This is a genomic window from Enterobacter sp. WPR_3_1 (assembly GCF_003635055.1).
Taxonomy (GTDB): domain Bacteria; phylum Pseudomonadota; class Gammaproteobacteria; order Enterobacterales; family Enterobacteriaceae; genus Enterobacter; species Enterobacter ludwigii.
Genome location: NZ_RBXU01000009.1, coordinates 147,790 through 164,660, shown reverse-complemented (window position 1 = coordinate 164,660; position 16,871 = coordinate 147,790). Strand labels below are relative to the sequence as shown.

17 protein-coding genes are annotated in these 16,871 nt (G+C 56.1%); 16 read left to right on the top strand and 1 reads right to left on the bottom strand.

Annotated elements, in window-relative coordinates; all coding sequences use genetic code 11:
* Positions 1–156 precede the first annotated feature (156 nt).
* Genes cysJ through cysH form a run of 3 tightly spaced genes read left to right on the top strand, consistent with a single transcriptional unit; the run spans position 157 to position 4,424 of the window.
* Complete coding sequence (gene cysJ / locus BJ887_RS09140; RefSeq protein WP_121339779.1) at positions 157–1,962, top strand: NADPH-dependent assimilatory sulfite reductase flavoprotein subunit; 1,806 nt, start codon at positions 157–159, stop codon at positions 1,960–1,962.
* Positions 1,962–3,674, top strand: coding sequence for an assimilatory sulfite reductase (NADPH) hemoprotein subunit (cysI, locus tag BJ887_RS09135; protein WP_014171402.1), 1,713 nt, complete (start codon positions 1,962–1,964; stop codon positions 3,672–3,674). The genes cysJ and cysI overlap by 1 nt, the downstream gene beginning before the upstream one ends.
* A gap of 15 nt (positions 3,675–3,689) precedes the next feature.
* Entirely contained in the window at positions 3,690–4,424 is a 735-nt protein-coding gene (gene cysH / locus BJ887_RS09130) for a phosphoadenosine phosphosulfate reductase (RefSeq protein ID WP_014171401.1), read from the top strand.
* Positions 4,425–4,478: 54 nt separating this feature from the next.
* On the opposite strand, the gene BJ887_RS09125 is transcribed toward cysH, so the two are convergent.
* Positions 4,479–5,522 (bottom strand): aminopeptidase, encoded by a 1,044-nt coding sequence (locus BJ887_RS09125; protein WP_032678868.1) that lies wholly within the window; start codon positions 5,520–5,522, stop codon positions 4,479–4,481.
* A gap of 246 nt (positions 5,523–5,768) precedes the next feature.
* Between BJ887_RS09125 and cysG the strand changes: the two genes are divergently transcribed.
* From cysG to rpoS, 13 genes are all read left to right on the top strand, one after another.
* Positions 5,769–7,118: a siroheme synthase CysG gene (gene cysG / locus BJ887_RS09120; protein WP_194373031.1), complete on the top strand. Its 1,350-nt coding sequence runs from the start codon at positions 5,769–5,771 to the stop codon at positions 7,116–7,118.
* 9 nt (positions 7,119–7,127) lie between these two features.
* Positions 7,128–8,036, top strand: a complete 909-nt coding sequence (gene cysD, locus BJ887_RS09115; protein ID WP_006811770.1) for a sulfate adenylyltransferase subunit CysD — start codon at positions 7,128–7,130, stop codon at positions 8,034–8,036.
* 9 nt (positions 8,037–8,045) lie between these two features.
* The gene (gene cysN, locus BJ887_RS09110) at positions 8,046–9,470 is read left to right on the top strand and encodes a sulfate adenylyltransferase subunit CysN (RefSeq protein WP_014171398.1); all 1,425 of its coding nucleotides are present in this window, start codon (positions 8,046–8,048) and stop codon (positions 9,468–9,470) included.
* Complete coding sequence (cysC, locus tag BJ887_RS09105; RefSeq protein ID WP_014171397.1) at positions 9,470–10,075, top strand: adenylyl-sulfate kinase; 606 nt, start codon at positions 9,470–9,472, stop codon at positions 10,073–10,075. The genes cysN and cysC overlap by 1 nt, the downstream gene beginning before the upstream one ends.
* A gap of 58 nt (positions 10,076–10,133) precedes the next feature.
* Positions 10,134–10,460 carry a DUF3561 family protein gene (locus tag BJ887_RS09100; protein WP_014171396.1) on the top strand — a complete coding sequence of 109 codons (327 nt, stop codon included), beginning with the start codon at positions 10,134–10,136 and terminating at the stop codon, positions 10,458–10,460.
* A gap of 166 nt (positions 10,461–10,626) precedes the next feature.
* The gene (ftsB, locus tag BJ887_RS09095) at positions 10,627–10,938 is read left to right on the top strand and encodes a cell division protein FtsB (RefSeq protein WP_008499609.1); all 312 of its coding nucleotides are present in this window, start codon (positions 10,627–10,629) and stop codon (positions 10,936–10,938) included.
* A 19-nt stretch (positions 10,939–10,957) separates the two neighbouring features.
* Positions 10,958–11,668: a 2-C-methyl-D-erythritol 4-phosphate cytidylyltransferase gene (gene ispD / locus BJ887_RS09090; RefSeq protein ID WP_040018909.1), complete on the top strand. Its 711-nt coding sequence runs from the start codon at positions 10,958–10,960 to the stop codon at positions 11,666–11,668.
* Positions 11,668–12,147 carry a 2-C-methyl-D-erythritol 2,4-cyclodiphosphate synthase gene (gene ispF / locus BJ887_RS09085; protein WP_014171394.1) on the top strand — a complete coding sequence of 160 codons (480 nt, stop codon included), beginning with the start codon at positions 11,668–11,670 and terminating at the stop codon, positions 12,145–12,147. Before ispD ends, ispF begins: the two co-directional genes overlap by 1 nt.
* Positions 12,144–13,193 carry a tRNA pseudouridine(13) synthase TruD gene (gene truD, locus BJ887_RS09080; protein ID WP_014171393.1) on the top strand — a complete coding sequence of 350 codons (1,050 nt, stop codon included), beginning with the start codon at positions 12,144–12,146 and terminating at the stop codon, positions 13,191–13,193. The genes ispF and truD overlap by 4 nt, the downstream gene beginning before the upstream one ends.
* Positions 13,174–13,935, top strand: coding sequence for a 5'/3'-nucleotidase SurE (gene surE / locus BJ887_RS09075; protein WP_020883819.1), 762 nt, complete (start codon positions 13,174–13,176; stop codon positions 13,933–13,935). The genes truD and surE overlap by 20 nt, the downstream gene beginning before the upstream one ends.
* Positions 13,929–14,555: a protein-L-isoaspartate(D-aspartate) O-methyltransferase gene (locus tag BJ887_RS09070; RefSeq protein ID WP_020883820.1), complete on the top strand. Its 627-nt coding sequence runs from the start codon at positions 13,929–13,931 to the stop codon at positions 14,553–14,555. Before surE ends, BJ887_RS09070 begins: the two co-directional genes overlap by 7 nt.
* Before the next feature lie 116 nt (positions 14,556–14,671).
* Positions 14,672–15,796 (top strand): murein hydrolase activator NlpD, encoded by a 1,125-nt coding sequence (gene nlpD, locus BJ887_RS09065; RefSeq protein ID WP_020883821.1) that lies wholly within the window; start codon positions 14,672–14,674, stop codon positions 15,794–15,796.
* Positions 15,797–15,855: 59 nt separating this feature from the next.
* Positions 15,856–16,848, top strand: a complete 993-nt coding sequence (gene rpoS / locus BJ887_RS09060) for an RNA polymerase sigma factor RpoS (protein ID WP_013098493.1) — start codon at positions 15,856–15,858, stop codon at positions 16,846–16,848.
* Positions 16,849–16,871: the final 23 nt, after the last annotated feature.

The window sequence follows — 16,871 nt, the reverse complement described above, 5'->3', positions numbered from 1 at the left end:
TTTTATCGTTAAGAACGATAACTAAAACAGGTTAGTCCATTTGGTTATTTATTATTTCCATCCCTTCTTTAATTGTTATTATCCTCGCCGTTAACCTTATCTTCAGTTTGGATTTATTCGCTTAAAGTCCGCTTGGCTACTGGAACATAACGACGCATGACAACACAGGCCCCACCTTCAAATTTGCTTCCCCTGAACCCGGAGCAACTGGCGCGCCTTCAGGCTGCCACTTCTGATTTTTCTCCCACCCAGCTTGCCTGGGTCTCCGGCTATTTCTGGGGAATGCTTAACCAGCAACCGGGCGCTGTGGCTGCTGCACCGGCAACTGCGGTAGAAATTCCGGCGATTACGCTGATTTCTGCCTCGCAGACGGGCAATGCTCGCCGTGTGGCCGAAGCGCTGCGCGACGACCTGCTGGCCGCCAGACTGAACGTGAACCTGGTGAACGCCGGGGACTATAAATTTAAACAGATCGCGTCCGAAAAACTGCTGGTGGTGGTGGCTTCAACCCAGGGTGAGGGTGAGCCGGCTGAAGAAGCGGTGGCCCTGCATAAGTTCCTGTTCTCGAAAAAAGCCCCAAAACTGAACGGGACGGCGTTCGCCGTGTTTGGCCTGGGCGACACCTCCTACGAATTTTTCTGCCAGTCCGGTAAAGATTTCGACAGCAAACTGGCGGAACTGGGCGCTGAGCGCCTGCTGGACCGCGTTGATGCGGATGTGGAATACCAGACCGCCGCCGCTGAATGGCGTGCGCGCATCGTTGACGTGCTGAAAGCGCGCGTGCCGAAAGAGACCCCAGCGCAGGCTGCCGTCACCGCGGCGGGTGCAGTCAATGATATTCACACCAGCCCGTATACCAAAGAGGCACCGCTGGCAGCGAGCCTGGCAGTTAATCAGAAAATTACCGGTCGCGCCTCTGAGAAAGACGTGCGGCATATTGAAATCGATCTCGGTGATTCCGGTCTGCGTTACCAGCCGGGCGATGCACTTGGGATCTGGTACCAGAACGATCCGGCGCTGGTTAAAGAGCTGGTCGAACTGCTGTGGCTGAAAGGCGATGAGCCTGTCACCGTCGACGGTAACACGCAGCCGCTTTCTGACGCGCTGCAGTGGCATTTCGAGCTGACGGTCAACACGCCAAACATCGTTGAAAATTACGCTACCTTAACACGCAGTGAATCGCTGCTGCCTCTGGTGGGGGATAAGGCGAAGCTGCAGCATTACGCCGCGACGACGCCGATTGTCGATATGGTGCGTTTCTCTCCGGCACAGCTGGATGCGGATGCGCTAATTGGCCTGCTGCGTCCGCTGACGCCGCGCCTCTACTCCATTGCCTCTTCGCAGGCCGAAGTGGAGAGCGAAGTGCATATCACCGTGGGCGTGGTGCGTTATGACATCGAAGGCCGTGCCCGTGCGGGCGGGGCATCAAGCTTCCTGGCCGATCGCGTGGAGGAAGACGGTGAAGTGCGCGTGTTTATCGAGCACAACGACAACTTCCGTCTGCCTGCGAACCCGGAAACACCGGTCATCATGATTGGGCCGGGTACCGGTATTGCGCCATTCCGCGCCTTTATGCAGCAGCGCGCTGCAGATGAGGCACCGGGTAAAAACTGGTTGTTCTTCGGCAACCCGCACTTTACGGAAGATTTCCTCTACCAGGTTGAGTGGCAGCGTTACGTCAAAGAAGGCGTCCTGACGCGCATCGACCTGGCCTGGTCCCGCGATCAGCAAGAAAAAGTATATGTACAAGACAAACTGCGCGAACAGGGCGCAGAGCTGTGGCGCTGGATCAATGACGGTGCCCACATTTATGTCTGCGGCGACGCCAATCGCATGGCGAAAGACGTTGAGCAGGCATTGCTGGAAGTGATTGCCGAATTCGGCAGTATGGATGCCGAAACGGCGGATGAATTTTTAAGTGAGCTGCGCGTTGAGCGCCGTTATCAGCGAGATGTCTACTAATGAGCGAAAAACATCCAGGGCCACTGGTGGTCGAAGGTAAACTGACAGACGCCGAGCGCATGAAGCTGGAAAGCAACTATCTGCGCGGCACCATTGCTGAAGATCTGAATGACGGTCTCACCGGCGGCTTTAAAGGCGACAACTTTCTGCTGATCCGTTTCCACGGTATGTATCAGCAGGACGACCGTGATATCCGCGCCGAACGTGCAGAACAGAAGCTGGAGCCGCGTCATGCGATGCTGCTGCGCTGCCGTCTTCCGGGCGGGGTGATCACCACGAAACAGTGGCAGGCGATCGATAAGTTTGCGGGTGAAAATACCCTTTATGGCAGCATCCGTCTGACCAACCGTCAGACCTTCCAGTTCCACGGCATTCTGAAGAAGAACGTGAAGCCGGTACACCAGATGCTGCACTCTGTCGGGCTGGACGCGCTGGCCACGGCCAACGACATGAACCGTAACGTGCTCTGCACCTCGAACCCGTACGAGTCCGAGCTGCACGCCGAAGCCTATGAGTGGGCGAAGAAGATCTCTGAGCACCTGCTGCCACGCACCCGCGCCTATGCGGAGATCTGGCTCGATCAGGAAAAAGTGGCCACCACCGACGAAGAACCGATCCTCGGCCAGACCTATCTGCCGCGTAAGTTCAAAACCACCGTGGTGATCCCGCCGCAGAACGATATCGATCTGCACGCCAACGACATGAACTTCGTGGCGATTGCCGAAAATGGCAAGCTGGTGGGCTTTAACCTGCTGGTGGGGGGCGGTCTCTCCATCGAACACGGTAACAAGAAAACCTATGCCCGTACCGCAAGCGAGTTTGGTTTCCTGCCGCTGGAGCACACGCTGGCCGTGGCTGAAGCGGTTGTCACCACGCAGCGCGACTGGGGTAACCGTACGGATCGTAAAAACGCGAAAACCAAATACACCCTGGAGCGCGTGGGCGTAGAGACGTTCAAAGCGGAAGTTGAGCGTCGCGCGGGGATTAAGTTTGAGCCGATCCGTCCGTATGAATTTACGGGACGTGGCGATCGTATTGGCTGGGTCAAAGGCATCGACAATAAATGGCACCTGACGCTGTTTATTGAAAACGGCCGTATTCTTGATTATCCGGGCCGCCCGCTGAAAACCGGTCTGCTGGAAATTGCGAAGATCCATAAAGGTGAATTCCGTATCACCGCTAACCAGAACCTGATCGTTGCCGGCGTGCCGGAAAGCCAGAAAGCGAAGATTGAGAAACTGGCGCGCGACCATGGGTTGATGGACGCGGTGAAGCCGCAGCGTGAAAACTCAATGGCCTGCGTGTCGTTCCCGACCTGCCCGCTGGCGATGGCGGAAGCAGAGCGTTTCCTGCCGTCATTCACCGATAAGGTAGAAGCGATTCTGGAAAAACACGGTATTCCGGACGAGCATATTGTTATGCGTGTCACCGGCTGCCCGAACGGCTGTGGCCGTGCGATGCTGGCCGAGCTGGGTCTGGTGGGTAAAGCGCCGGGTCGCTATAACCTGCACCTCGGCGGCAACCGTATCGGAACGCGTATTCCGCGCATGTTCCGTGAGAACATCACCGAGCCGGAAATTCTTGATTCTATCGACGAGCTTGTCGGGCGCTGGGCGAAAGAGCGCGAAGCGGGTGAAGGCTTCGGCGACTTTACGGTGCGTGCGGGCATTATTCGCCCGGTGCTCGATCCCGCAAGGGATTTCTGGGAGTAAACACGAGAGGTAATTATGTCCGTACTCGATCTAAACGCCCTAAATGAACTGCCAAAAGTCGATCGCATTCTGGCGCTGGCAGAAACCAATGCGCAGCTTGAAAAGCTCGACGCCGAAGGCCGCGTGGCATGGGCCCTGGAAAACCTGCCGGGTGATTATGTGCTCTCGTCGAGTTTTGGTATCCAGGCAGCGGTGAGTTTGCATCTGGTGAACCAGATTCGTCCGGACATTCCGGTGATCCTGACCGATACCGGCTACCTGTTCCCGGAAACCTACCAGTTTATCGATGAGCTGACGGACAAGCTCGGGCTGAACCTGAAAGTCTACCGCGCGGAGCAAAGCGCGGCCTGGCAGGAGGCGCGGTATGGCAAACTGTGGGAACAGGGCGTTGAAGGCATTGAGAAATACAATGAGATCAACAAGGTCGAGCCGATGAACCGGGCGCTGAAAGAGCTTAACGCGCAGACCTGGTTTGCGGGGTTACGCCGCGAGCAGTCCGGAAGTCGCGCCACACTCCCGGTGCTGGCGGTTCAGCGCGGGGTGTTTAAAGTGCTGCCGATCATCGACTGGGATAACCGTACGGTTTACCAGTACCTGCAAAAACACGGACTGAAATACCACCCGCTCTGGGACCAGGGTTATCTGTCCGTTGGCGATACCCATACCACGCGTAAATGGGAACCGGGCATGGCGGAAGAAGAGACGCGATTCTTTGGACTCAAGCGCGAGTGCGGATTGCACGAAGGGTAAATTCTGTTCCCTTTTCCCTCACCCTCTTACAAAGGGTGAGGGACATGTTCTGTTCTACGCTTTCCCAGCTTTTGCCAGCTCTTTCACCAGTGGCAGCATCACTTTAACCACATCCCGACTGCGGTGTTCAATCCGCTGCGGCAGTGCGCTATCAATATGCTGCTGATTATCCAGCAGCACGTTATGCCAGCTCGTCCCGTCCGGGAAAGCCTTCGATTTCACCCGCTGCTGATAACCGTCTTTCTTACCCAGCATCCAGTTAGTGGCTTCCACGTACAGAACAGGAATGCCCGCTTTATCGAACACTTCACCATCGTTACAGCAGCCGGTTCCGCGAGGATAATCGGGATTCCCGCCCGGGTTGCTGGTGGCATACACCCCATGGCTGCGGGCGATTGCCAGCGCGCGGTCGCGCGTCAGTTTACGCACGGTACCCGGCGTACTCTGTCCGCTGTTGAAATAGAGCTTATCGCCGACGATCAGGTTATCGAGGTTAATCACCAGCAGCGTATTTTTCCTCTCCTCGGCACTCATGCGTTTCAGGAGATTCTCCGCGCCAAGTTTTCCCTCTTCTTCACCGCTGGTGGCAACGAAACGGATCCCGTATTGGGTTGGAATGTCTTTCATTCGCTCTGCCAGTTCGAGCATCACACCCAGACCCGCCGCGTTATCATCCAGCCCCTGTAACGTCAGCCCGCCGAGATTATTGTCGGTATCGGCGTCGCTCATTGGCGCGTAGGTGTCCAGGTGCGCCATGATAATGATCTGTTCCGCCGCGCTACCTTCATGGGCCGCAATGACCGTACTGCCGGTCACGTTATGCCAGTTTTTTGTTTTATTGCGCGAGGTATAGACGTAGCGGCTGTGAAACGATCGGATATCGCTCTGGTAACCCATGTCAGCAAATTGCTGGCGAATATAATCGGCGGAAAGCATTTCCGCTGGCGTGCCGGTCATACGACCCGGAAAGACGGTCGCAATATGCCGCGCCTGCATATTCGCGATTTCACCATAGGGCTGATTTTTTGCCTGGGCCGGAAGGATAAAGCAAACGCCGAGCGCCAGGGCAGCGATACGGTGGCGCGTTGCGGAAAACATAGTGAGTCCTTAAAAACAGAGCAAAATTTTAACCCGCCTAGTATGAAACTGTGATCGACCATACACAATTTGAATTGCTCTTAAATGCCCGAAAAATCGCGTGTTAAGCACTTTTTGATCTTTGCTTTTCCACGGCGTTATTCCATTGAGTAACTACTCATTCCAATTCGTAATTTCATTCGATCTAAGCCGCCCCCTATAGTCCCACTATTCCTTGTTGTTAGTGAGTTGTAGCTTGTGGACTATCTGCCCCTTTTTGCCGCGATAAAAGACAGACCTGTGCTGGTAGTCGGCACCGGTGAGGTTGCCGATCGCAAAATCGCGTTTCTGCAGCGAGCGGGGGCGCAGGTACGGATAGTCGACGAGGCGGATTTCGACGAGTCGCAAATCGACAGCGTGGTGCTGGTGATTGCGGCAACCGATAACCGTGAGCTCAACCGCCGTATTTCAGAGGCGGCTCAGGCCCGTCACCGTCTGGTGAACGTGGTGGACGATCGGCCGCTGTGTTCGTTTATCTTCCCGTCGATTGTTGACCGTTCGCCATTGCTGGTGGCCATCTCCTCCGGCGGGACCGCGCCGGTGCTGGCACGCGTGCTGCGGGAAAAAATCGAAGCGCTTTTGCCTACCAGCCTTGGGCGGATGGCGGAGAAAGCGAGCTTCTGGCGCAACCATCTGAAAACGCGCCTGACCAGCGTGACGGAACGCCGTCGCTTTTGGGAACGCGTGTTCCGCGGTCGTTTTGCCAGCCTGATGCATGCCGGGAATGAAACGGCGGCGCAGCAGATCCTCGAAGATGAGCTGGATAACCCTGGCAGTAGCGGCGGCGAGATCATTCTGGTCGGTGCGGGGCCGGGTGATGCCGGGCTGCTGACCCTGCGCGGCCTGCAGGTGCTTCAGGATGCCGATGTGGTGTTCTATGACCATCTGGTCACCGACGGGGTGCGCGAATTGATTCGCCGTGACGCAGAACAAATCTGCGTTGGCAAAAGGGCGGGCGAGCACTCTGTACCGCAGCATGACACCAACCAGATGCTGGTGGCGGCGGCAAAAGCGGGCAAAACGGTGGTGCGGCTTAAAGGTGGCGACCCGTTTATCTTTGGTCGCGGCGGGGAAGAGCTGCAGGCGGCGGCTGAAGCGGGCGTGCCGTTCCAGGTCGTCCCGGGTATCACGGCGGCTTCCGCAGTGACGGCCTACGCCGGTATACCGCTTACTCACCGCGATTATGCCCAGAGCGTGACCTTTGTCACGGGCCATTACAAGGCGGACAGCACCCCGTTTGACTGGTCGCATCTCGCCCAGAGTCGTCAGACGCTGGCTATCTATATGGGCACGATGAAGGCGGCGGACATCAGTGAACAACTTATTCAACACGGTCGAGAGGCAACCACGCCGGTCGCCGTAATTTCTCGCGGCACGCGCGTCGATCAGCATGTGGCTATCGGTACGCTACAGGATCTTGCCACCCTGGCGAAAGAGGCCCCTATGCCCGCGCTTATCGTGGTAGGGGAAGTGGTGCACCTGCACAGCACACTCGCCTGGTTTCAACATACAACAGACTCAGAGGGGTTTGGCTCCTCTGTGGTGAATCTGGCTTAAGGAACGGTTATGGACCAAAAACGACTTACTCACCTGCGGCAGCTCGAAGCGGAAAGTATCCATATTATCCGCGAAGTGGCAGCCGAATTCTCTAACCCGGTGATGATGTATTCCATCGGTAAAGATTCCAGCGTGATGCTACACCTGGCGCGTAAAGCGTTTTACCCGGGTACGCTGCCGTTCCCGCTGCTGCACGTTGATACCGGCTGGAAATTCCGTGAAATGTATGAATTCCGCGACCGTACGGCAAAAGCCTACGGCTGCGAACTGCTGGTGCATAAAAACCCGGAAGGGGTGGCGATGGGCATTAACCCGTTCGTGCACGGTAGTGCCAAACACACTGACATCATGAAAACCGAGGGGCTGAAGCAGGCGCTGAACAAATACGGTTTTGACGCGGCCTTCGGCGGCGCACGCCGTGACGAAGAAAAATCCCGTGCGAAAGAGCGTATCTACTCTTTCCGCGACCGCTTCCACCGCTGGGATCCAAAAAACCAGCGTCCGGAGCTGTGGCATAACTACAACGGACAGATCAACAAGGGCGAAAGCATTCGCGTGTTCCCGCTCTCCAACTGGACCGAGCTGGATATCTGGCAGTACATCTATCTGGAAAATATCGAGATCGTGCCGCTGTACCTGGCCGCTGAACGTCCGGTGCTGGAGCGTGACGGCATGCTGATGATGATCGATGACGATCGCATCGACCTGCAGCCAGGCGAAGTGATCAAAAAACAGATGGTGCGTTTCCGTACCCTCGGCTGCTGGCCATTGACCGGTGCCGTGGAGTCCAGTGCGCAGACGCTGCCGGAGATCATTGAAGAGATGCTGGTGTCGACCACCAGTGAGCGACAGGGCCGCGTGATTGACCGCGACCAGGCAGGCTCCATGGAGCTGAAGAAACGTCAGGGTTATTTCTAAGGAGCCGCCATGAACACGACCATTGCTCAACAAATTGCCAATGAAGGCGGCGTAGAAGCTTATCTGCACGCGCAACAACACAAAAGCCTGCTGCGCTTTCTGACCTGCGGCAGCGTCGATGACGGGAAAAGCACGCTGATCGGCCGTCTGCTGCACGACACGCGACAGATTTACGAAGATCAGCTCTCTTCCCTGCACAACGACAGTAAACGTCATGGTACCCAGGGCGAAAAACTCGACCTGGCGCTGCTGGTGGACGGCCTGCAGGCCGAGCGCGAGCAGGGCATCACTATTGATGTGGCGTATCGCTATTTCTCCACCGAGAAGCGCAAATTTATTATTGCCGACACCCCGGGGCACGAGCAGTACACCCGTAACATGGCGACCGGTGCGTCTACCTGTGAACTGGCGATCCTGCTGATTGATGCCCGTAAAGGGGTACTGGATCAGACTCGTCGCCACAGCTTTATCTCCACGTTGCTGGGGATCAAACACCTGGTGGTGGCGGTCAACAAAATGGATCTGGTGAACTTCAGCGAAGAGAAGTTTGATGAGATCCGCCAGAGTTACCTGACGTTTGCTGAACAGCTGCCGGGTAACCTGGATATTCGCTTTGTGCCGCTCTCTGCGCTGGAAGGCGACAACGTGGCTTCCCAAAGCGCGAACATGCCGTGGTATAGCGGCCCGACGCTGCTCGAAGTGCTGGAAACCGTGGAGATCCAGCGCGTGGTCGACACCCAGCCGATGCGCTTCCCGGTTCAGTACGTTAACCGTCCTAACCTTGATTTCCGCGGTTTCTCCGGCACTCTCGCGTCGGGCACCGTGGCGGTCGGGCAGCGCGTTAAAGTTCTGCCGTCTGGTGTGGAATCCACCATCAGCCGTATCGTCACCTTTGATGGCGATCTGCCGCAAGCCGGCGCGGGTGAAGCGGTCACGCTGGTATTGAAAGATGAAATTGATATCAGCCGCGGCGATCTGCTGGTGGACGCTCAGGAGACGCTGGCAGCGGTGCAGGGGGCTTCCGTTGATGTGGTGTGGATGGCTGAACAACCGCTGACCGCCGGTCAGAGCTACGACATTAAAATCGCGGGTAAGAAAACCCGTGCCCGCGTGGACGGTATCCAGTTCCAGGTGGACATCAATAACCTGACCCAGCGCGACGTCACCGAGCTGCCGCTGAACGGCATTGGTCTGGTCGACGTGACCTTTGACGAGCCGCTGGTGCTGGATCCCTACCAGCAGAACCCGGTAACGGGTGGGCTGATCTTTATCGATCGCCTCTCCAACGTGACCGTGGGTGCCGGTATGGTGCGTGAGCCAAATGAACAAGCTACGGTAGCCTCTGAGTTCAGCGCTTTTGAGCTGGAGCTGAATGCACTGGTGCGTAAGCACTTCCCGCACTGGGGTGCGCGCGATCTGCTGGGAGGCAAGTAATGGCCGCCCATGATGAGAACGTCGTCTGGCATCCTCATCCGGTCACCGTCGCGCAGCGCGAGAAACTTCACGGTCATCGTGGCGTGGTACTGTGGTTTACCGGGCTATCCGGCTCTGGTAAATCCACGGTAGCGGGCGCGCTGGAAGAGGCGCTACACCAGCAGGGGGTCAGTACCTACCTGCTGGATGGCGACAATGTGCGCCACGGCCTGTGCAGCGATTTGGGCTTCAGCGACGACGATCGTAAAGAGAATATTCGCAGGGTGGGGGAAGTGGCCAGCCTGATGGCGGATGCCGGGTTAGTGGTACTGACCGCGTTTATCTCACCGCATCGTGCCGAACGCCAGATGGTGCGCGAGCGCGTCGGGCAGGATCGCTTTATCGAAGTGTTTGTCGATACGCCGCTGGAAATTTGCGAAGCACGCGATCCCAAAGGGCTGTATAAGAAAGCGCGTGCGGGAGAGCTGCGAAACTTCACCGGTATTGACTCGGTGTACGAAGCGCCTGAATCGCCTGAAATTCACCTGGAAGGTCAACAATTGGTAACAAATTTAGTAAGCCAATTATTAGACCTGCTCAGACGGGACGATATTATCAGATCCTGAGACGGTATCGTTCGGGAGCTGTCTTCCCGAACGATGAGTCACGGTCACAGGATCAGCTATGCGCAACAGTGAGAACTACATTATTACCACCGGGTCGGAGCCGTTAGCGACCGACGACGAGACGACCTGGTCCTTTCCTGGGGCCATAGTCGGCTTCGTCTCGTGGTTGCTGGCCCTGGGCATCCCTTTTCTTATCTACGGCGGTAATACGCTGTTCTTCTTTCTCTATACCTGGCCTTTCTTCCTGGCGCTGATGCCTGTGGCAGTTGTCGTCGGTATTGCGCTGCACTCGCTGCTTAACGGCAAACTCCTTTACAGTACCGTGGTCACGATTGTGACGGTGGTTCTGATGTTTGGTCTGTTATTTTTGTGGCTCATGGGCTAACTTCAGCCATAATTCAAACCGTAAACAACTGTGTGACGATATTGAGCAAGGCGATTCTGCGGAAAAAATGTGGTACATTTGCCCGCGATGTTGCGGCATCTCTGTTACCCCGGCAAAGAGATCTGGGGGCGTTTTGGGATGATGATGCCGTTTTTCAGGGGGCAGGATGGGTAAACTAACGCTGCTGTTGCTGGCTTTGCTGATCTGGCTGCAATATTCGCTGTGGTTCGGTAAAAACGGACTGCACGACTATAGCCGGGTAAGCGATGACGTTGCGGCTCAGCAGGCAACAAACGCCAAACTTAAGGCGCGAAACGATCAACTCTTTGCTGAAATTGATGACCTCAATGGCGGGCAAGAGGCGATTGAGGAACGCGCACGCAATGAACTCAGTATGACTAAGCCGGGCGAAACTTTTTATCGTCTGGTTCCGGATGCGTCTAAACGCAATCAGGGCTCAGCACAAAACAATCGATAATCAGGCCCAGGATTACGACATGGCAGTAACTTTTTCGGACGTATGCGCCGTGGTGCCGGCTGCGGGTTTTGGCCGGCGCATGCAGACAGAATGTCCCAAGCAATACCTCTCTATTGGCGATAAAACGATCCTCGAACACTCTGTGGCGGCGCTGCTGGCGCATCCGCGGGTGACGCGCGTGATTATCGCTATCAGCCCGGGTGATGCGCGTTTCGCGCAGTTACCGCTGGCAAATCATCCGCAGATTACCGTTGTTGACGGCGGCGCCGAGCGTGCCGATTCCGTGCTGGCGGGCATTCAGGCCGCCGGTGAGGCACCATGGGTTCTGGTCCATGACGCTGCCCGTCCGTGCCTGCATCAGGATGACCTTGCGCGCCTGCTGGCGCTTAGCGAAACCAGCCGGGTCGGCGGTATTCTTGCCGCCCCGGTACGCGACACCATGAAGCGCGCTGAGCCGGGCAAGCAGGCTATCGCGCACACCGTTGAGCGCGTCGATTTATGGCACGCGCTGACCCCCCAATTTTTCCCCCGCGAATTACTCCACGACTGCTTAACGCGTGCGCTTAAAGAAGGTGCGACCATCACGGACGAAGCCTCGGCGCTGGAGTATTGCGGTTTCCATCCTGAGCTGGTTGAAGGACGCGCTGATAATATAAAAGTGACGCGTCCGGAAGATTTACAGCTCGCGGAATTTTATCTTACCCGTTCGACCCATCAGGAGAAGGCATAATGCGAATTGGACACGGTTTTGATGTACACGCCTTTGGCGGAGAAGGCCCAATTATCATTGGCGGCGTACGCATTCCTTATGAAAAAGGGCTGCTTGCGCATTCTGATGGCGACGTAGCATTACATGCCCTGACCGATGCATTGCTGGGTGCTGCGGCACTGGGCGATATCGGTAAGCTGTTCCCGGACACTGACCCGGCCTTCAAAGGCGCGGACAGCCGTGCGCTGCTGCGTGAAGCCTGGCGTCGTATTCAGGCGAAAGGCTACACCCTCGGCAACGTGGATGTGACGATCATCGCTCAGGCCCCCAAAATGCTGCCGCATATCCCGCAGATGCGCGTGTTCATTGCAGAAGATCTGGGTTGCCACATGGATGATGTTAACGTCAAAGCGACGACGACAGAGAAACTGGGTTTTACCGGTCGTGGTGAAGGGATTGCCTGTGAGGCCGTGGCGCTGCTGGTGAAGGCAAGCCAATGACGGACTTCGACAACCTGACCTGGCTGCACGGTAAACCGCAGGGGAACGGGCTGCTGAAAGCCAGCCCTGAAGATTTTGTTGTGGTGGAAGACCTGGGATTCGCGCCGGATGGCGAAGGCGAACATATCCTGGTACGCATTCTGAAAAATGGCTGCAATACCCGTTTTGTGGCCGATGCGCTGGCAAAATTCCTCAAAATTCATGCCCGCGAAGTGAGCTTTGCCGGGCAGAAAGATAAACACGCCGTCACCGAACAGTGGCTCTGCGCGCGCGTGCCGGGTAATACGATGCCTGATTTAAGCAAATTTGAGCTTGAGGGCTGTAAGGTACTGGAATACGCACGCCATAAGCGCAAACTGCGTCTGGGCGCGTTGAAGGGCAACCATTTTACGCTGGTACTGCGTGAGATTTCGGACCGTGACGATGTGGAAAAACGCCTGAACGCTATCAATGCGTGCGGCGTACCAAACTATTTTGGCGCACAGCGCTTTGGTATCGGCGGCAGCAACCTGCTCGGCGCACTGCGCTGGGCGCAAAGCGATGCCCCGGTTCGCGACAGGAATAAACGCAGTTTTTGGTTGTCGGCGGCCCGCAGTGCGTTGTTTAATCAGATTGTGAGCGAACGGCTGAAAAAACCGGACGCGAATCAAGTTGTTGTCGGCGATGCGCTACAATTAGCGGGACGCGGGAGTTGGTTTGTGGCAACGGCTGAAGAAATGGCCGATGTGCAGTCGCGCGTGGATACTCAAACGCTGATGATTACCGCAGCCTTGCCCGGCACGGGCGACTGGGGTACGCAGGGCGATGCGCTGGCTGCTGAGCAGTCTGCTGTCGCTGATATGCAGGCATTACAAACATTGCTGGTGCGGGAAAAAGTCGAGGCGGCACGCCGTGCGATGCTGCTCTATCCGCAACAGTTGAGCTGGAACTGGTGGGACGACGTAACCGTCGAGTTACGCTTCTGGCTGCCGGCAGGTAGCTTTGCCACCAGTGTTGTCAGGGAACTTATCAACACGTCGGGTGATTATGCGAATATTGCTGAGTAACGATGACGGGATCCATGCGCCGGGTATACAGACCCTGGCGAAACACCTTCGCGAATTTGCGGAAGTGCAGGTCGTGGCCCCCGATCGTAACCGCAGTGGAGCGTCTAACTCTCTGACGCTGGAGTCGTCGCTTCGCACCTTTACCTTTGAAAATGGTGATATCGCCGTCCAGATGGGCACGCCGACCGACTGCGTTTTTCTGGGCGTGAACGCGCTAATGCGCCCGCGCCCGGATATCGTCGTCTCCGGTATTAACGCCGGGCCCAATCTTGGCGACGATGTGATTTACTCCGGAACCGTGGCCGCCGCCATGGAAGGGCGCCATCTGGGGTTCCCTGCGCTGGCCGTTTCGTTAAACGGCCACACGCACTACGACACGGCGGCAGCGGTGACCTGTTCTCTCCTGCGGGCGCTCAATCGCGAGCCGCTGCGTACCGGGCGCATCCTCAATATTAACGTGCCGGATCTGCCGTTGAGTGAAATCAAAGGCATTCGCGTAACGCGTTGCGGAAGCCGACACCCGGCTGACCAGGTGATCCCGCAGCAGGATCCGCGTGGCAATACGCTTTACTGGATTGGTCCTCCTGGCGACAAGTGTGACGCCGGACCGGATACCGACTTTGCCGCCGTTGATGAAGGATATGTCTCGGTTACGCCGCTGCATGTAGATTTAACCGCGTATAGTGCGCATGATGTGGTGTCGGGTTGGCTGGATCGCGCAGGAGTGAACGCGCAATGGTAAGCAAACGTGTACAAACTCTTCTGGAACAGCTACGCGCTCAGGGGATACGCGACGAGCATGTGCTCGACGCGCTCGCCCAGGTGCCGCGTGAGAAATTTGTAGACGAGGCGTTTGAACACAAAGCGTGGGAAAACGTGGCGCTGCCTATCGGGCAGGGCCAGACGATTTCACAGCCTTACATGGTGGCGCGTATGACGGAGCTGCTGGAGCTCACGCCCCATTCGCGCGTGCTGGAAATTGGCACCGGGTCGGGGTACCAAACCGCGATCCTGGCGCATCTGGTGCATCATGTTTGCTCCGTTGAGCGTATTAAAGGTTTGCAGTGGCAGGCGCGTCGTCGCCTGAAACAACTTGATTTACATAACGTTTCGACACGACACGGTGATGGATGGCAGGGTTGGCAGGCACGCGCCCCGTTTGACGCGATCATCGTGACGGCTGCTCCACCTGAAATTCCCGCTGCTCTGTTATCGCAGCTGGATGAAGGCGGCATTCTTGTTCTGCCTGTCGGGGACGAGCAACAGCTCCTGAAGCGCGTTCGTCGGCGTGGCGGCGAGTTTATTATCGATACCGTGGAAGCCGTGCGCTTTGTTCCTCTGGTAAAGGGGGAGTTGGCCTGAGACTCAGAATTATCCAGGGTTATTAAGGCAAATTCAGCGTATGGTGTGGCGCGAAAGATTCGTGTCATCACGGTAAATTTTAAGTCACTGGTAGTTAACACATTCCTGGGGGATAAATGAGCGCGGGAAGCCCTAAATTCACCATCAGCCGTGTTGCGGCATTATCACTGGTTTCGCTCTGGCTGGCAGGCTGTACAAGTTCTAATAATGCACCTGCGCCCGTCAGTTCCGTGGGAGGATCCAGCAGCTCGGGTAACACGTCCAGCGGAATGTTGATCACGCCTCCGCCTAAAATGGGCACTGCTGCGGCACAACAAAATCCGCCCATTCAGCCAATGCAGCCTCCTGTTACGCAGCCAACACAAGTTCAGCCAGTGGAACACCCTGTGCAGACTCAAAATGGCCGCATAGTGTATAACCGCCAGTATGGGAACATTCCGAAAGGTAGCTATACCGGTGGGAGCACCTATACCGTAAAACGCGGCGACACGCTGTTCTATATTGCGTGGATCACCGGGAACGATTTCCGTGACCTGGCGCAGCGTAATAACGTCCAGGCCCCGTATGGTCTGGAAGTCGGCCAGACGCTCCAGGTGGGCAATGCGACGGGTACGCCGCTCACGCCTGGCAACACCGTTTCAGCGGCCGATGTCACTGCGCAAAATAACAGCGTTAAGCCTGCACAAAAATCCACCACGGTGGTTGCTTCACAACCGGTAATTACGTATTCTGAGGATTCAGGTGATCAGACTGCTAACAAAATGTTGCCGAATAATAAAGGGACTGCGACTGTTGTCACAGCACCGACTACGGCACCTGTGGTTAGCTCTACTGAACCGACTGCCAGCAGTATGACCTCCAGTTCGCCAATTTCTGCATGGCGCTGGCCAACTGACGGCAAGGTTATCGAAAACTTCTCTTCCTCCGAGGGAGGAAATAAAGGGATCGATATCGCAGGGAATAAGGGACAGGCTATTATCGCGACCGCAGACGGTCGTGTTGTATATGCCGGTAACGCTCTGCGCGGTTACGGTAATCTTATTATCATCAAACATAACGATGATTACCTGAGTGCCTACGCCCATAACGACACAATGCTGGTCCGGGAACAACAAGAAGTTAAGGCGGGGCAAAAAATCGCTACCATGGGTAGCACCGGCACCAGTTCTACACGCTTGCATTTTGAAATTCGTTACAAGGGGAAATCCGTAAACCCGCTGCAGTATTTGCCGCAGCGATAAGTTGACGGGGCATGCCAGCCAGGGTGTCTCGTTCAGGGATCACGGGTAGGAGCCACCTTATGAGTCAGAATACGCTGAAAGTTCATGATTTAAATGAAGATGCGGAATTTGATGAGAACGGAGCAGAGGCTTTTGATGAAAAAGCCTTAGTAGAAGAGGAACCCAGTGATAACGATTTGGCTGAAGAAGAGCTGTTATCGCAGGGCGCCACACAGCGTGTACTGGACGCGACTCAGCTTTACCTTGGGGAGATTGGTTACTCCCCACTGTTAACGGCCGAAGAAGAAGTCTATTTCGCACGTCGTGCTTTGCGTGGTGATGTTGCCTCGCGCCGTCGCATGATTGAAAGTAACTTGCGTCTGGTCGTGAAAATTGCCCGTCGTTACGGCAATCGAGGTCTGGCTCTGCTGGACCTGATTGAAGAGGGCAACTTAGGTCTCATCCGCGCAGTTGAGAAGTTTGACCCGGAACGCGGGTTCCGTTTCTCAACCTACGCGACCTGGTGGATTCGTCAGACCATCGAACGGGCGATTATGAACCAAACCCGTACGATTCGCCTGCCGATTCACATCGTCAAAGAGTTGAACGTCTATCTGCGTACTGCGCGCGAGTTGTCCCATAAACTGGACCACGAGCCAAGCGCGGAAGAGATCGCCGAACAACTTGATAAACCGGTTGATGACGTAAGCCGTATGCTGCGTCTCAACGAGCGCATTACCTCCGTTGACACCCCGTTGGGTGGCGACTCCGAAAAAGCGCTGCTGGACATCCTGGCCGATGAAAAAGACAACGGTCCGGAAGACACCACGCAGGACGATGACATGAAACAGAGCATCGTCAAATGGCTGTTCGAACTGAACGCCAAACAGCGTGAAGTGCTGGCACGTCGTTTCGGTTTACTGGGGTATGAAGCTGCAACACTGGAAGACGTCGGCCGCGAAATTGGCCTGACCCGTGAACGTGTTCGTCAGATTCAGGTTGAAGGTCTGCGTCGCCTGCGTGAAATCCTGCAGGGGCAAGGTCTGAATATCGAAGCGCTGTTCCGCGAATAAGCAATCTTTCATCAAAAAAGGCC

What these genes read in the sequence shown, in the direction of transcription:
- rpoS (WP_013098493.1), top strand. Translation starts at nt 15,856, where the DNA reads ATGAGTCAGAATACGCTGAAAGTTCATGATTTAAATGAAGATGCGGAA.
- BJ887_RS09070 (WP_020883820.1), top strand. Translation starts at nt 13,929, where the DNA reads ATGGTAAGCAAACGTGTACAAACTCTTCTGGAACAGCTACGCGCTCAG.
- ispF (WP_014171394.1), top strand. Translation starts at nt 11,668, where the DNA reads ATGCGAATTGGACACGGTTTTGATGTACACGCCTTTGGCGGAGAAGGC.
- cysH (WP_014171401.1), top strand. Translation starts at nt 3,690, where the DNA reads ATGTCCGTACTCGATCTAAACGCCCTAAATGAACTGCCAAAAGTCGAT.
- cysI (WP_014171402.1), top strand. Translation starts at nt 1,962, where the DNA reads ATGAGCGAAAAACATCCAGGGCCACTGGTGGTCGAAGGTAAACTGACA.
- BJ887_RS09100 (WP_014171396.1), top strand. Translation starts at nt 10,134, where the DNA reads ATGCGCAACAGTGAGAACTACATTATTACCACCGGGTCGGAGCCGTTA.
- cysJ (WP_121339779.1), top strand. Translation starts at nt 157, where the DNA reads ATGACAACACAGGCCCCACCTTCAAATTTGCTTCCCCTGAACCCGGAG.
- ispD (WP_040018909.1), top strand. Translation starts at nt 10,958, where the DNA reads ATGGCAGTAACTTTTTCGGACGTATGCGCCGTGGTGCCGGCTGCGGGT.
- BJ887_RS09125 (WP_032678868.1), bottom strand. Translation starts at nt 5,522, where the DNA reads ATGTTTTCCGCAACGCGCCACCGTATCGCTGCCCTGGCGCTCGGCGTT.
- truD (WP_014171393.1), top strand. Translation starts at nt 12,144, where the DNA reads ATGACGGACTTCGACAACCTGACCTGGCTGCACGGTAAACCGCAGGGG.
- ftsB (WP_008499609.1), top strand. Translation starts at nt 10,627, where the DNA reads ATGGGTAAACTAACGCTGCTGTTGCTGGCTTTGCTGATCTGGCTGCAA.
- nlpD (WP_020883821.1), top strand. Translation starts at nt 14,672, where the DNA reads ATGAGCGCGGGAAGCCCTAAATTCACCATCAGCCGTGTTGCGGCATTA.
- cysD (WP_006811770.1), top strand. Translation starts at nt 7,128, where the DNA reads ATGGACCAAAAACGACTTACTCACCTGCGGCAGCTCGAAGCGGAAAGT.
- surE (WP_020883819.1), top strand. Translation starts at nt 13,174, where the DNA reads ATGCGAATATTGCTGAGTAACGATGACGGGATCCATGCGCCGGGTATA.
- cysN (WP_014171398.1), top strand. Translation starts at nt 8,046, where the DNA reads ATGAACACGACCATTGCTCAACAAATTGCCAATGAAGGCGGCGTAGAA.
- cysC (WP_014171397.1), top strand. Translation starts at nt 9,470, where the DNA reads ATGGCCGCCCATGATGAGAACGTCGTCTGGCATCCTCATCCGGTCACC.